General features: G+C 61.7%; 15 protein-coding genes. 6 read left to right on the top strand and 9 right to left on the bottom strand.

Annotated features, from left to right (window positions below; translation table 11 throughout):
* From QZ766_RS10070 to sppA, 4 genes are all read right to left on the bottom strand, one after another.
* The coding region (locus QZ766_RS10070; RefSeq protein WP_297201046.1) for a glycosyl hydrolase family 18 protein at positions 1-715 on the bottom strand (715 nt) is incomplete at its 3' end.
* Positions 716-889: 174 nt separating this feature from the next.
* Positions 890-1531 (bottom strand): bifunctional nicotinamidase/pyrazinamidase, encoded by a 642-nt coding sequence (gene pncA / locus QZ766_RS10065; RefSeq protein ID WP_297201052.1) that lies wholly within the window; start codon positions 1529-1531, stop codon positions 890-892.
* 9 nt (positions 1532-1540) lie between these two features.
* Positions 1541-2557, bottom strand: coding sequence for an asparaginase (gene ansA, locus QZ766_RS10060; protein WP_297201043.1), 1017 nt, complete (start codon positions 2555-2557; stop codon positions 1541-1543).
* A 52-nt stretch (positions 2558-2609) separates the two neighbouring features.
* Positions 2610-4463, bottom strand: a complete 1854-nt coding sequence (gene sppA / locus QZ766_RS10055; protein WP_297201041.1) for a signal peptide peptidase SppA — start codon at positions 4461-4463, stop codon at positions 2610-2612.
* Positions 4464-4625: 162 nt separating this feature from the next.
* Between sppA and QZ766_RS10050 the strand changes: the two genes are divergently transcribed.
* Positions 4626-5177 carry an NAD(P)H nitroreductase gene (locus QZ766_RS10050; protein WP_297201038.1) on the top strand — a complete coding sequence of 184 codons (552 nt, stop codon included), beginning with the start codon at positions 4626-4628 and terminating at the stop codon, positions 5175-5177.
* A 122-nt stretch (positions 5178-5299) separates the two neighbouring features.
* Here the strand turns inward: QZ766_RS10050 and phoC are convergent, their stop codons facing one another.
* Entirely contained in the window at positions 5300-6046 is a 747-nt protein-coding gene (phoC, locus tag QZ766_RS10045; protein ID WP_297201035.1) for an acid phosphatase PhoC, read from the bottom strand.
* 261 nt (positions 6047-6307) lie between these two features.
* On the opposite strand from phoC, the gene selD reads away from it, so the two are divergent.
* Together selD and QZ766_RS10035 are read left to right on the top strand one after the other, a co-directional pair.
* Positions 6308-7351, top strand: coding sequence for a selenide, water dikinase SelD (gene selD, locus QZ766_RS10040; RefSeq protein WP_297201033.1), 1044 nt, complete (start codon positions 6308-6310; stop codon positions 7349-7351).
* Between the two features lie 4 nt (positions 7352-7355).
* Complete coding sequence (locus QZ766_RS10035; protein ID WP_297201030.1) at positions 7356-9299, top strand: DNA topoisomerase III; 1944 nt, start codon at positions 7356-7358, stop codon at positions 9297-9299.
* Positions 9300-9318: 19 nt separating this feature from the next.
* On the opposite strand, the gene gdhA is transcribed toward QZ766_RS10035, so the two are convergent.
* Positions 9319-10662, bottom strand: a complete 1344-nt coding sequence (gene gdhA / locus QZ766_RS10030) for an NADP-specific glutamate dehydrogenase (RefSeq protein WP_297201027.1) — start codon at positions 10660-10662, stop codon at positions 9319-9321.
* A gap of 237 nt (positions 10663-10899) precedes the next feature.
* Between gdhA and QZ766_RS10025 the strand changes: the two genes are divergently transcribed.
* Positions 10900-11169: a YnjH family protein gene (locus tag QZ766_RS10025; RefSeq protein ID WP_297201024.1), complete on the top strand. Its 270-nt coding sequence runs from the start codon at positions 10900-10902 to the stop codon at positions 11167-11169.
* On the opposite strand, the gene QZ766_RS10020 is transcribed toward QZ766_RS10025, so the two are convergent.
* Positions 11135-11545, bottom strand: coding sequence for a pyrimidine (deoxy)nucleoside triphosphate diphosphatase (locus QZ766_RS10020; protein ID WP_297201049.1), 411 nt, complete (start codon positions 11543-11545; stop codon positions 11135-11137). The genes QZ766_RS10025 and QZ766_RS10020 overlap by 35 nt on opposite strands.
* A 78-nt stretch (positions 11546-11623) precedes the next feature.
* On the opposite strand from QZ766_RS10020, the gene QZ766_RS10015 reads away from it, so the two are divergent.
* Both QZ766_RS10015 and QZ766_RS10010 read left to right on the top strand, forming a co-directional pair.
* Positions 11624-12193 carry a carboxymuconolactone decarboxylase family protein gene (locus QZ766_RS10015; RefSeq protein WP_297201021.1) on the top strand — a complete coding sequence of 190 codons (570 nt, stop codon included), beginning with the start codon at positions 11624-11626 and terminating at the stop codon, positions 12191-12193.
* Positions 12183-12809, top strand: a complete 627-nt coding sequence (locus QZ766_RS10010; protein WP_297201018.1) for a CDP-alcohol phosphatidyltransferase family protein — start codon at positions 12183-12185, stop codon at positions 12807-12809. Before QZ766_RS10015 ends, QZ766_RS10010 begins: the two co-directional genes overlap by 11 nt.
* Positions 12810-12825: 16 nt before the next feature.
* On the opposite strand, the gene QZ766_RS10005 is transcribed toward QZ766_RS10010, so the two are convergent.
* Together QZ766_RS10005 and QZ766_RS10000 are read right to left on the bottom strand one after the other, a co-directional pair.
* Positions 12826-14133, bottom strand: a complete 1308-nt coding sequence (locus tag QZ766_RS10005; RefSeq protein ID WP_297201015.1) for a rhodanese-like domain-containing protein — start codon at positions 14131-14133, stop codon at positions 12826-12828.
* Between the two features lie 75 nt (positions 14134-14208).
* Positions 14209-14545 (bottom strand): ATP-binding cassette domain-containing protein (locus QZ766_RS10000; protein ID WP_297201013.1); only part of this gene is annotated, 337 nt, incomplete at its 5' end.

The raw sequence follows: 14545 nt of genomic DNA, 5'->3' as shown, positions 1-14545 counted from the left end.
CCGAATCGTAAAGATTGGCGTTAAAATACTGGGTGCCGTAGGCCAGATCGTAGGTCATCAGGTTGATGTAGTTCAGCCACGGGGCGATGGCCTTTACGTCTACCCACTTCGTAGGGCTGTCGGCGTTGGCGCCCAGCGCTACTGTCACCAGCTTCTCTTTCGCCAGCGCCTGGCGCGTTTCTTTCAGCAGCGCGGTAAAGTTGTCCCGATCCTCCGGTTTCGAATCGATAGCGCCCCAGGCGCCGCTCACCGGGAACTCCCAATCGAGATCGATCCCGTCCAGCCCGTACCGGGCGACAACCTCCTGCACCGAGCGGATAAATACCGCGCGGCTCTCAGGACTTTCGGCTGCGCCGGAGAAACCGCGCGCCCCCCAGCCGCCAACGGAGAGCAGCACTTTCAGATTGGGATTCTGCTTGCGCAGGGCAGGGATCTGCCGCAAATCGGCAATGGTCTTTGGCGACAGCCAAATCTGGTGCAGCCGGGCGGGATCTTTCAGCGCCGCGACCGTTTCGCCTTTTTCATCGTTGTAGATAAGCCCGAAGGCGTAGTTGAGGTGCGTTATCTGGCGCACGTCGAGTTTATTGATGTCGCTTCCCTGGCCGGTCATCGCGTCGTCGCTGCCGTTAAAGTAGCCCACGGAAACCAGGTTTGAGGCCAGGGCGCCGGTGGCGCAGAGCAGGGGTAATACTGCCAGAACAGGCAATCGCTTCATTTTCAGTTCCTCTTTGACATTAAAAAACAGCCGTACCGCAGCAGGGCCGCGGCAAAAAATTACCCGATAAACGTAGCATCGTCGTGCGGAAGAAAATGGGAGAAGGATTCGATTTAGCGAACAAAAATAACTGTTTATGGGCCGAACCGCGGGCGCGGTTCGGCGATAAACCGGTCAGGGATGGGTTTCCAGCCAGTCGTCAAGAGTGTAGAGCGTAGCGCCGGCCGCGGCCATCGCCATAAACGCCTCGCTGCTGTCCTGAGGATGGATATTCACCCCGCGGCAGCCGTCGGTAATGACATTAACGCGGTAGCCGAGGCCCAGGGCGTCCAGCACCGTGAACTTGACGCAGTAATCGGTCGCCAGACCCAGCACGATCAGCTCCTCAATCTCCCGGGCGCGCAGCCAGCCGTCCAGCGCGGTCTGCTGGCGGTGACCGTTGTCAAAAAAAGCGCTGTAGCTGTCGATGTTGACCGACTCGCCTTTGGGAAACGTGGCTTCAATGTCCCCGGCGTTGAGCAGCGGATGTAGTTTCGCACCTTCGCTATCGCGCACGCAGTGATCCGGCCAGAAAGTCTGCGCCAGCCCGTCAAGCACGCCCTGGGTGTAGGGTTCAACGCCGTGCTGGCTGGCGAAGCTGCCGTGATTTGCCGGATGCTGGTCAAGGCTTGCCACCACGGTTTCCCCCCGCGCCCGGCACCAGGCGATGAGCGCGTTGGCCACATCAACCGTGCTGTCCCCTTGGGGCACCGCCAGCGCGCCACCGGCGCAAAAGTCATTCTGAATATCCACCAGCAGCAGGGCTCGTGTTTTCATCATCGCTCCTTATTCGTCCGGGGTGAGTTCACCGCGCAGATTCTGCTGCATCGCGCGGCGCACCGCGTCGGTGCTCAGGTTCTGGCTAAGCAGATAGTGCAGCTTGGTCAGGGTGGCTTCCACCGTCATATCGAAACCGCTCACCACCCCGGCGTGGGCCAGGGCGTTACCGGTGGCGTAGCCGCCCATATTCACCTTGCCGGACATGCACTGGGTAAGATTAACCACCACGATGCCGCGCTGGCTGGCCTGCGCAAGCTCCCCGAGAAACTCGCCGTTCTGCGGCGCGTTGCCCACGCCGTAGGAGCGCAGGATCAGGGCCTTGACCGGCTGGCGCAGGAAGTTGCGCACTACCTCGGCAGAGATGCCCGGATAAATGGTCACCACGCCAATCGGCTGGGGCGTGATGGGATGCACGATTAAATCGCCAACACCGTACGGCGCGGGCGGCGTGCCGAGGCGGCGGATATGAATGCCCGCCTCCAGCAGCGCGGCAAGGTTCGGCGAGGCAAACGCGTCAAAACCATCCGCGTGCGCCTTGGTGGTGCGGTTGCCGCGGAACAGACGGTTGTTGAAGAACAGCGTGACTTCGTTAATCGGATAGTTGGCCGCCACGTATAGCGCGTTCAGCAAGTTGATCTGCCCGTCGGAGCGCAGCTGCTCCAGCGGTATTTGTGACCCTGTCACAATAACCGGCTTGCCGAGGTTCTCCAGCATGAACGACAGTGCCGAGGCGGTGAAGGCCATGGTATCGGTGCCGTGAAGGATGACGAAGCCGTCATACTCGTCGTAGTGCGCCTTGATATCGTCGGCGATATGCTGCCAGTCTTCCGGCGTCATATCCGAGGAGTCCATCAGCGGCTGATATTCATGAATGGTAAAGTCCGGCATTTCCGGGCGGTGAAACTCCGGCATCAGCGCCAGCTGGCGCTGCAGGTGGCCGGAAACCGGAACGTAGCCGTGGTCAGAGCGCTGCATCCCGATGGTCCCGCCGGTGTAGGCGACGTATATGGATTTTTTTTGCATGATAAAGGGCTAAATCAGATCAAAAAAATCCCCTCCGAAGAGGGGATGCGAATCAGCGTATATTGGCGCAGGTAAGGCAAAATGCATAGCGATTTTGCGGATCGTTAAATGCCGCCAGTTTGTCGCTTTCCTGCTTCATCACTTTCGCCGCGCCGGAGAGCGGTGCGGGCAGGTAAGCCTGCACAACGTCCGGCAGCGCCGCTCGGACGGAGCCGCTCATGTTGTTCAGCACCATATTGAGGAAGCCAGGATCCTGCTGGTAGTAGTCCACGTGCCACTGCTTGAGCTTCGCCAGCTCGGCCGCTTTAGCAACGGCATCATCGAAGTCGCCGAGGCTGTCCACCAGGCCGTTGGCTTTCGCATCTTCACCGGTCCAGACGTGGCCCTGAGCGATTTTATCCACCTGCTCCGGCGTGGAGTGGCGCGACTGTGCGACCAGGGTGATAAAGCGCTTGTAGCCGCTCTCAATGCTGAGCTGGATCATGTCCTGTACTTCCTGCGGCAGCGCCTTGGTCATCGACACATCCGCAAGCGGGGACGTTGCAACGCCGTCGGTGTGAACGCCGATGGAATCGAGGCTGTCCTGTACGGTATTGATAATGCCAAAAATACCGATGGAGCCGGTCAGGGTGCTCGGGTTCGCCACGATGTAGCTGGCCGGGGTGGAGATCCAGTAGCCGCCGGAGGCTGCCATGCCGCCCATCGACACCACTACCGGTTTACCCGCCGCGCGGGCCGCGGCCAGCTCGGAACGGATCACCTCGGAGGCGCTGACGCTGCCGCCCGGGCTGTTGACCCGCAGCACGATCGCTTTCACTTTCGGATCGAGGCGGGCGTCGCGGATCTGTGCGGCGGTGGTATCGCCGCCGACCGAGCCGGCCGTCTCTTCCCCGTCGATAATGGCCCCGTCGGCAAAAATGACTGCCACGCTGTCGCCGGTGCTCGGCGGCGCTTTCACCGCATAGTCATACATGCTGACGGCGCGGTAATCGTTGTCTTCTTTGCTCCAGCCGAACTGTTTGGTCAGCGCTTTTTCCACCTGGGTGCTGTCGGCCAGCTCGTCCACCAGCTTGTTATCCAGCGCGTATTTCGCCGTGTCGCCGTCGACCTTACGCAGGCCGTCCAGCATGCCTTTCGCGCCGGGGAACAGCTGCTGGGCGCTAATCTGGCGGTTGGCGGAAACGGTGTTTAGGTAGTTCTGCCACAGTTCACCTATCCAGCGGCTGTCCGCGTCGCGGGCGGCAGGAGACATGTCATCGCGAATAAACGGCTCAACGGCGGATTTGTATGTACCGACGCGGAACACGTGGGTGGTGACTTTCAGCTTGTCGAGCAGGGATTTGTAGTACAGGCCGTTAGTGGCAAAACCGTGAAGATCAACCACGCCCTGCGGGGAGAGATAAACTTTATTGGCATAACTCGCCAGGTAATACTGCCCCTGAGTGTAGCTGTCGCCGATGGCATACACCGGCTTGCCGCTGTCGCGGAACTCGCGCAGCGCCTTGCCGATATACTGCATCGACGGCTGATCCGCCCCGGCAAAGTTCTTCAGATCGAGCACGATGCCGGTAATATTGCGGTCGTCCTTCGCCTGGCGAATGGTTTGCACGATGTCGAACAGCGAGTTTTCCTGCAGTCGGTCAGAGCTGGCGCCCAGCAGCTCGCGGGTCAACGCGCCCAGCTTGCCGCTGGTGGACGGTTTATCCACCACCACGCCGGTGATGTTCATCAGCAGCGCGCCGCGTCCGGTGGTCTCAACCGTGCTGCTTTTCATCTGCATCCAGACGCCGATGCAGACCAGCACCAGCAGAATAAAGACCACGTTCAGAACCATGTTGCGGATAAAGTTGAGTATCCGCCATGCCCATCTAAAGAAACCGGCAATAAATCGCCAAAGGGTTCGCATGTTTTCTCCCTGACAGAATGAAATGAAGCCGCCCGCACGGGCGCAAGGTGTGGCTATCCTAAAGAGAGCGCTGCCGCTTGTCAGCAGGAATCGCCCTCGCGGCTGTAACAAAATCTCCCGCCATGTTAATTTTGTGAAAACACAAATGACAGGAGTTAATTAATGGATGCACTTGAACTGCTCGTCAACCGCCGCAGCGCATCTCGCCTTGCGGAACCGGCTCCCACCGGCGAGGCGCTGGAGAATATTTTGCGCGCCGGGCTGCGCGCCCCGGACCACGGCACGCTGACGCCGTGGCAATTCTTTATTATTGAAGGGGAAGGGCGCGAGCGCTTCAGCCAGCTGCTGGAGAGCGCCGCGCAGGCCGCCGGGCAGGATGAAAAAGCGGTTGAGAAGGCTCGCAGCGCGCCGTTTCGCGCGCCGCTGATTATCACAGTAGTGGCGAAGTGCCAGCAGCACCACAAAGTGCCGGTCTGGGAGCAGGAGCTTTCCGCCGGCTGTGCGGTGATGGCGATGCAGATGGCCGCCGCCGCCCAGGGGTTCAACGGCATCTGGCGCAGCGGCTGGTTTACCGACAGTACGCTGGTGCGCGAGGGATTTAACTGCGGCGAGCTGGATAAAATCGTCGGCTTCCTGTATCTCGGGACGCCGCAGCTTAAGGCGTCGACCACCATTGCGCCGGTCGATACTTCGGCCTTCGTTGTAAAATTCTAATCACGTACGCGCCTGCCGCCCAACGCAGCGGCGGTTTCCGGCGGCCTGCTGAACGCAGCCTGCATGACATGGCAGGTAATCAATGAATACCCGGCGCTATACGCCGGGTAATGAGGTCGTGCTTACTTCTGCTTCTTCGCAAACTCGTCTTTGGCTTTCTGCAGCTGCTGCTGGAACGCCGGATTGGTGTGCAGGGTTGCCACCACCGCCGAGCCTACCACGCGCGCCGCGTCAACGTCGCTCTGCCAGTGGTAGCCGCAGATCACCCGGCTCTGGCCCAGATCGTAGCCGCGCTTGAGGATCTCATTTTGGCGGGCGGGGTTAATTTCTGCCAGCACCAGCGCTGTGGCCCAGCCGATAGACGTGTGGCCGGAGGGATAAGAGCCATTTTTCGCCAGCTCGTCCTGCTCTTTGGTGTTGCAGGTCGGCACGCCGTAGAAAGCAAACGGGCGAATGCGCATATACTTCTGCTTGGCGCCGCGGGTAGCGAGATCGCCCGCGTCTTCGATCATGTTGGTCAGCAGCTTGTGCAGCGCCGGGCTGTCGGCTTCGGTGATCGGCGAGCCAAACGCGCCAGAGAAGGCGTTCGCCACGCCGCCGGCGCTGAGGTTAGCATCTTCAGCGGCCTGCTTGCCGCGTTCGGTCGCGCGCAGCAGGCGGCCTTTCTCGTACATCGCCTGATCGTTCTGGAAGGCGATGCTGCCCACTTCCGGCGGCGGCGGCAGCAGCGTCAGGCTGTCGATAGCCTGGTCATTTTTCAGATAGTAGAGGTCAGGTTTGGTTGTGGCGTCATTGCCTGAGGAAACCAGTGCGAAGGCGTTTACGGAAAACAGGCCCGCAACACAAAATGCGATAATGCTTTTTTTCATTGATGATTCCTTTTCAATTTGTCTTTTCCCGCAGGAAGCGCCTGTTTTAACTCTGTCTGACTCAAAAAAGGGAACTGTTGCAGAAAAGTGTGGGCCAGTTCACTAAACATCCCCCTTTGCCCACGCGGATCGCTGTCCGGCAGACAATATTCAGACCGACTGGCTGCGAAACGAGCAACAGTGCGCGATTTAGGACACCCGGACTTATCAGCGGCGCGTTTGGCGGCTACCATAGTGGGATCAAAATGACAGGAGATGTCCATGAGCGAGCAAGCCATACGTTTGACGCAATACAGCCACGGAGCCGGTTGCGGATGCAAAATTTCCCCGAAGGTGCTTGAAACTATTCTGCACAGCGAACAGGCCAAATTTATCGATCCCAACCTGCTGGTGGGTAATGAAACCCGCGACGACGCCGCGGTTTACGATCTCGGCAACGGGACGTCAATCATCAGCACCACCGACTTTTTCATGCCGATCGTCGATAACCCGTTCGATTTCGGACGCATCGCGGCCACCAACGCCATCAGCGACATCTTCGCCATGGGCGGTAAGCCGATCATGGGCATTGCCATTCTCGGCTGGCCGGTCAATACGCTTGCCCCGGAAATTGCCCGCGACGTGATTGAAGGCGGGCGCTTCGCCTGTAAGCAGGCGGGTATTGCCCTCGCCGGCGGCCACTCCATTGATACGCCGGAGCCTATCTTTGGCCTGGCGGTGACCGGCGTGGTGCCCACCGAGCGCATCAAGAAAAACAGCACCGCCGAGGCGGGCTGCAAGCTGTTTCTGACCAAGCCGCTGGGCATCGGCGTGCTCACCACCGCCGAGAAAAAGTCGCTGCTCAAGCCTGAGCACCAGGGGCTGGCTACGGAAGTGATGTGCCAGATGAACCTGGCGGGTGCCGCGTTTGCCGCCATCGACGGCGTGAAGGCGATGACCGACGTTACCGGCTTTGGCCTGCTGGGTCACCTCAGCGAAATGTGCCAGGGCGCGGGGGTTCAGGCCCAGTTGCGCTACAGCGATATTCCCAAGCTGCCGGGGGTTGAAGCCTATATCGAACAGGGCGCCGTGCCGGGCGGTACCGGGCGAAACTTTGCCAGCTACGGCCACCTGATGGGCGAGATGCCGCAAGCGTGGCGCGATTTGCTGTGCGATCCGCAAACCTCCGGCGGCCTGCTGCTGGCGGTGACGGCGGACGCCGAAGATGAGGTGAAAGCTGCCGCTGCTGAATACGGCATTACCCTGACCGCCATTGGCGAGCTGGTGCGCGCCCGCGGCGGCCGTCCGATGGTCGAGATTAGCTGACCGAATGCGCCTGTTTATTGCCGAAAAACCGAGTCTGGCGCGCGCCATCGCCGACGTGCTGCCAAAGCCGCACCGCAGAGGCGATGGCTTCATCGAGTGCGGAAACGGCCAGGTTGTCACCTGGTGTATCGGGCACCTGCTTGAACAGGCGCAGCCGGACGTCTACGACAGCCGCTTCGCCCGCTGGAACCTGAGCGATTTACCCATCGTACCGGAAAAGTGGCAGCTGCAGCCCCGGGCCTCCGTCACCAAACAGCTCAACGTCATTAAGCGTTTCCTTGGGGAGGCCAGCGAGGTTATCCACGCCGGTGACCCGGATCGCGAAGGCCAGCTGCTGGTGGATGAGGTGCTCGACTACCTCGCGCTGCCCGCGGAAAAGCGCCGGCAGGTTCAGCGCTGCCTGATTAACGATCTCAACCCGCAGGCGGTTGAGCGGGCAATTTCCCGCCTGCGTGCCAACAGTGAATTTATCCCGCTGTGCGTCTCGGCGCTCGCCCGCGCCCGCGCCGACTGGCTGTACGGCATTAACATGACCCGCGCCTACACCATTCTCGGGAAAAACGCCGGCTATCAGGGGGTGCTGTCGGTGGGTCGGGTGCAGACGCCGGTGCTGGGGCTGGTGGTGCGCCGTGACGAAGAGATTGAAAACTTCGTCGCAAAAGATTTTTTTGACGTCAAGGCGCACATTGTCACCCCGGCGGACGAACGCTTTGTGGCCACCTGGCAGCCGAGCGAGGCCTGCGAACCTTATCAGGACGAAGAAGGCCGCCTGCTGCACCGCCCGCTGGCGGAGCACGTGGTGGCGCGCATCGGCGGCCAGCCGGCTATCGTTACCGGCTACAACGACAAGCGGGATTCGGAGCCCGCGCCGCTGCCGTTTTCCCTCTCGACCCTGCAGATTGAAGCCGCGAAGCGTTTTGCCATGAGCGCCCAGAACGTGCTGGATATCTGCCAGAAACTGTACGAAACCCACAAGCTCATCACTTATCCGCGCTCCGACAGCCGCTATCTGCCGGAAGAGCACTTCGCCGGGCGTCACGCGGTGCTGAACGCCATCGGCGTCCACGCCGCAGATCTGCTGCCGCAGCCGGCGGTTAATCCTGAAATCCGCAACCGCTGCTGGGACGATAAGAAGGTGGATGCCCACCACGCCATCATTCCCACCGCACGCAACTCGGCGGTGAAGCTAACGGACAATGAGTCGAAAGTGTACGGCCTGATCGCCCGGCAGTATCTGATGCAGTTCTGTCCCGATGCGGTATTTCGCAAGTGCCAGATCGATCTTGATATCGCCAACGGCAAATTTATTGCCAAAGCGCGCTTCCTCGCCGAGGCGGGCTGGCGCGCCTTGCTGGGCAATAAAGAGCGCGACGAAGAGAATGACGGCACGCCGCTGCCGGTGGTAGCGAAGGGCGACGAACTGCTGTGTGAAAAAGGGGAAGTGGTGGAGCGCCAGACCCAGCCGCCGCGCCACTTTACCGACGCCACGCTGCTGTCGGCGATGACCGGCATCGCGCGCTTCGTGCAGGATAAAGACCTGAAAAAAATCCTCCGCGCCACCGACGGGCTCGGCACCGAGGCGACCCGCGCAGGGATCATTGAGCTGCTGTTCAAGCGCGGCTTCCTGACCAAGCAGGGGCGCTATATCCACTCGTCGGATGCCGGGCGGGCGCTGATCCACGCCCTGCCGGAAATGGCGGGTCGGCCGGACATGACCGCCCACTGGGAATCGGTGCTGACGCAGATAAGCGAAAAGCAGTGCCGCTACCAGGACTTTATGCAGCCGCTGGTGGGCACGCTGTTCAGCCTGATTGATCAGGCCCGCAGCACGCCGGTGAAGCAGTTCCGCGGGCTGATTGCCCCGGGCGGCGCGCAGAACGGGCAGAAGAAGAAAGCGCTTAAGCCGCGCAAGAAAAAAGCGGCCGGGGGAAGCCCGCCGGCCGCGTAGTTCCCTCAGGGCGCGGGGCTCAGATAACGCCCTGCGCCAGCATCGCGTCCGCGACTTTCACGAACCCGGCGATGTTAGCGCCGCGCACGTAGTGCGTCTGCCGCCCTTCGCCACCGTGCTCCACGCAGGCCTGGTGAATATCGAGCATGATGTGGTGCAGTCGGGCGTCCACTTTTTCCGCCTTCCAGCCCAGCCGCGCGGCATTTTGCGCCATCTCCAGCCCGGAGGTCGCCACACCGCCGGCGTTGGCTGCTTTGCCGGGGGCAAACAGTACGCCCGCGTCTAAAAACAGATCCGTTGCTTCAATGGTGGTAGGCATATTTGCGCCTTCAGCCACGGCCTTCACGCCGTTGGCGATCAGCTGGCGGGCGGCTGCGGCATCCAGCTCGTTCTGGGTGGCGCACGGCAGGGCGATATCCACCGGCACGCTCCACGGCTGCTGGCCTTCAAGATAGGGCAGACCCAGCTCGCGGGCGTAATCTGCCACGCGGCCGTCGCGGGCGGTTTTAATCTCTGCAAGTCGCGCCAGCTTCTCCGGAGTAAAACCCGCTTCGTCCACCACCGTGCCGCCGGAGTCGGAAGCGGTGACCACCCGTGCGCCGAGGGCGGTGGCCTTTTCAATGGCGTACTGCGCCACGTTCCCCGAGCCGGACACCGCGACCCGCATGCCTTCCAGCCCCAGCCCGTGCCGCTTGAGCATCGCATTGGTAAAGTAGATAAGCCCGTAGCCGGTGGCTTCCGGGCGGATCAGGCTGCCGCCGAACGACAGCCCTTTGCCGGTGAAAACGCAGGCGGTATTGTTGGACAGTTTTTTCATCATCCCGGCCATAAAGCCTACCTCGCGTCCGCCGACGCCAATATCTCCCGCCGGAACGTCGGTATCCGCGCCCAGGTGGCGATACAGCTCGGTCATCAGCGCCTGGCAGAAGCGCATGATTTCTCCCTCGCTTTTGCCCTTCGGATCGAAATCGCTGCCGCCTTTGCCGCCGCCCATTGGCAGGGTCGTTAGCGCATTTTTAAAGGTTTGCTCAAAGCCGAGAAATTTCAGGATCGACAAATTGACGGATGGGTGAAAGCGCATCCCGCCTTTAAAGGGGCCGATGGCGGAGCTGAACTGCACCCGCCAGGCCCGGTTGACCTGCACCTGATTACGGTCGTCAATCCAGCTAACGCGAAATTGAATAACGCGCTCCGGCTCGATCAGCCGTTCCAGCAAGGCAAGCTGGCGGTAGCGCGGGTTGGCTTCCAGAAAGGGCCACAGCGTGCTCATCACTTCACGGACGGCCTGGGCAAATTCGGGCTGGTGCGGATCGCGCTGCTGCGCGCGGGCGAGAAAGTGGTCCAGAGAGCTCAATGATTCCATGTTAATACTTTCCTCTTATGGCTGGGGGGCGGGGAGTTGCGTTGTGTGTTGAATAGTTAGCGTTTTTTTTGAACTATATCATTTGTTGGCGAGCCCGCCACAAGCGTTAATCCGCAACGTAATGGAAAATTAATAACCGCGCGCCGGTCATAATTAAAAACGATGGCTGGCAGGATTTAAGTTCGCGGGCGGTTTGGCCGATAGTGTTAACTACCAGCCCTGAAAAAAGGAATGACAATGAAGTCACGTTTACTGGCGTGCCTGCTGTTCGCCGGAGTTAGCGCCCACGCCGATCGGCACTATCCCGGTGTTGAGGTTGACGTCCCGCCAGAAGTGTTCGCCAGCGGCGAGCGGCAGGCGCCGGCCTGCAGCCAGTGCTGCATCTACGAAAACAAAAACTATTCTGAAGGGGCGGTAATTAAAGTTGAGGGGCTGCTGCTCCAGTGCCAGCGCGACGAGCGCACCGTCGGCACTAATCCGCTGGCCTGGCGGCGCGTAAAGCCATAAACGCCTCCAGCAGCGGGACGTCTGCCGGGGCGAGGGCATACTTGAGCGCGTCTGGCGCGCTAACCCACGCCAGCGCGCTGTGGGCCAGCGCACAGACATCGCCGCGGTAGGCGGGCACGTGCCAGGCGTGCAGGTGGATGAGCCTGCCGGAGACTTCCCTGCGGTGGCTGGCAACCCAGGCGGCGGGAAGGGCCTCTATGCCGAGCTCCTCGCGCAGTTCGCGGATAAGCGCGTCCGGCTGGCTCTCGCCGGGCTCCACTTTGCCACCGGGAAACTCCCACAGGCCCGGCTGGTCGCCGCTTTGCGGGCGGCGGGCGATCAGAATTTTATTGTCGCGCTCGATAATGGCCGCGACGACTTCGATAGTTTTCAGCATGCGGGTCAATGTTATGGATAAAGGCATGCCATACTATCTCTGACCTTGATAAATCTGAAGTTCTACAGGCTTTTTCCCATGAAAAATCACACCGGCTGGGTGCCGCCGCTGGCCCGCATTCCGATCTCCCTCGCGCCCATTGCCCGCATGCAGAAAAAACATTTTGGTGAGGTGCTGTATCCCACCCGCTGGTGGGGGCGCATGCCGGGGCTATTCTGGCTGGTGGCGCTGTTCGTCGGCTGGCTCGAACGTAAAAAAGGCCGCATCGATCCCACGCTTCGGGCGCTGCTGATGACCCGGGTATCCCAGCAGTGCTGCTGCGCGTTTTGCATTGACGCCAACAGTCTGCGCCTGGCCCAGCGCGCCGGGGCGATGGATAAAGTTGAGGCAGTCGCTGAATGGGCCGATTCTGAGCTGTTCAGCCCCGCCGAGCGCGCCGCGCTGGCCTACGCCGATGGCGTTACCGCCACGCCGCCCAAACTCGATGATGCGCTGAAGGTTGAGTTACAGCGTCACTTTGGCGCGGAACAAATTTGCGAGCTGACCGCGCTGATTAGCTTTCAGAACCTCTCCGCGCGCTTCAACGCTGCGCTGGATATCCCTTCTCAGGGGCTGTGCGACGCTCGCGGGAGGCCGCATGCTCGATAGCCGCCTGCACCCGCGCCTTAAGCCGTGGCTCAATCGCATCGCCGCAGGCATCGACAGGCCTGGTATTTCACCCGACGGCCTGACACTGCTGGGCTTTACCATCGGTGTGCTGGCCCTGCCGCTGCTGGCGCTTGGCTGGTACGGATCCGCGCTGGTCGCTATTGTGCTTAACCGCCTGTTGGACGGCCTGGACGGCGCGCTGGCCCGCCGGCGCGGCCTGACCGACGCCGGGGGCTTTCTCGATATCGCGCTGGATTTTCTGTTTTACGCCCTGGTGCCGTTCGGCTTCATTCTTGCGGATCCGCTGAACAATGCCCTGGCGGGAGGCTGGCTGCTGTTCGCTTTTATTGGCACCGGCAGCAGCTTTCTGGCGTTCGCCGCGCTGGCGGCAAAGCACCATATTGCCAATCCCGGCTACGCCCACAAGTCGTTTTACTATCTCGGCGGGCTGACGGAAGGGACGGAGACGATCCTGCTGTTTGTCCTGAGCTGCCTGTTTCCGGCGTGGTTTGCCTGGCTGGCGTGGGTGTTTGGCGCGCTGTGCTGGATGACGACATTCACGCGGGTGTGGAGCGGGTACGTGACGCTGAAAGATGTCGCTTCGGGGGGCCGCTAGCGGTCCCCCGTGAAGATTACAGCGTAGAGTCCGGGCCGCGCTCGCCGCGGCTGACCGGGTTTTGAGTATTCTGGCTCCATTCGTACCAGCCGCCGTCGTACACCGACACATGCTCCCAGCCCATCGCCCGGGCGTACATGAAGGTCTCCGCCGCCCGCCAGCCGGTGCCGCAGTAGAAAGAGACCTGCTGATCCGGGGTAATGTGCCACGCTTTCCACATCGCGGCGATGTCGTCTGCGCTGCGCATGGTGCCGTCCGGGTTGTGGAAATCCTCCATATGTGTGGAATCGCTGCCCGCGTGGCCCCAGCGGGCGCCGGCGATATCGCCTTTCGGCTTGATGTAGCTGTAGCCGCTGGTGGTGCCGATAAATTCCGGCCACGAGCGGATGCTGACCAGCGACGCGTCGCGGCGGTGCAGCAGGCCGCGGGCCTGCTCGGTGCTGAGCATCAGCTGCGGCTGGCCGGGGATCGGCGCGCCAAAGTCCGGAGCAGGAGCGGACGCATCCGGCAGGCCGCGCTCCACCGGCAGATCTGCCGCCGCCCAGGTTTTCCAGCCGCCGTCCAGCAGGCGCACGTCTTTCACGCCGGCGTACAGCATGATCTGCGCCACGCGGGCGGCGGCGTACACGTCACCGCCGTACAGGATCACGGTGGTATCGTGGCGAATGCCGTTTTTCGCCAGCAGGGCCTTCAGCTTCTTATCGGAGACTTTGTTCCACAGCGGTTCGCTTTCTACATCGTTAGTGTCGATATAGCCCGCGCCGGGAATATGGCTCAGCAGATAGCGCTTCGGCGCGCCCCAGCCGGCCTCAAACACTTTCCACTGCCCGGCAGGCGCGGCGGTAACCGGCTTTCCCTGCTGTAAATCGTGCAGCCACTGCGGGTAGATCAGCTGCTCGAAGTGCGGCAGCTTTTGCAGGCGGTCGGGGGCGGAGAGGGCATCCGAGAGCGTGCTGACGCGAGTGAGGCCCGCGCTCTTGAGCCTGGCGGCCACCGCCGCGTTTTCGCTTGCCGACCCGTACAGCGCTACCGGCGTGCCGTCCGCAAGCCGGTGCTGGCAGAGCCAGGCCGCGAACTGCGCATCGCTCATCGCGGAGAGCCAGCTGGCTGAGAGGTTTAGCGCCGCCGGTTCATGGCCCTGCGGGCCGTTCAGCGCCTGCGGCCAGCCGTTATAGAACGCGCTCGGGCGCGTATCAATGGCGATGCCGTTTTGCTGCTGGAGCTGCTGTAAGGTGAGGGAGGCCGCCATATCAGCCGCCGCTGCACAGGACGCGCTGAGGCCTGCGAGCAGAGCCAGCGCGGTCAGGTGAGAAACACGTTTCATCGATTTGCCCGACAAGATAAACAGGAAGCGCCATTCTGATTGCCTCTGAGAAACAAGTCTTTGCGCTGGCGCAGATTAACGCCAGCTTTCAAGCCGCAGGCAGCGCCCGCCCGGCGGTACGTCGGCCGGATCGTGGGTGACCTGCAGCACCGGAATCGACAGCTGCCGCAGCGTGGTGAAGACATCTTCGCGAAAGCGCGCCCGCAGATCGGCATCGAGGCGGCTGAAAGGCTCGTCAAGCAGCAGCGCCCGGGGCTGCGCCAGCAGGGAGCGCAGCAGCGCTACCCGCGCCCGCTGCCCGCCGGAGAGGGTCGCCGGATCCCGCGAATAAAAACCGTCCAGCCCCGCGCGCGCCAGCGCGGCCTCCACCCGGGACCGCCGCTCCCGGCGGGCGACCGCGGCGGGCAGCGCC

The sequence above is a fragment of the uncultured Pluralibacter sp. genome (genome assembly GCF_913775985.1).
Lineage (GTDB): Bacteria > Pseudomonadota > Gammaproteobacteria > Enterobacterales > Enterobacteriaceae > Pluralibacter.
Note: the sequence above shows the minus strand (reverse complement) of the source record. Positions and strands in the feature narration are given on the sequence as shown.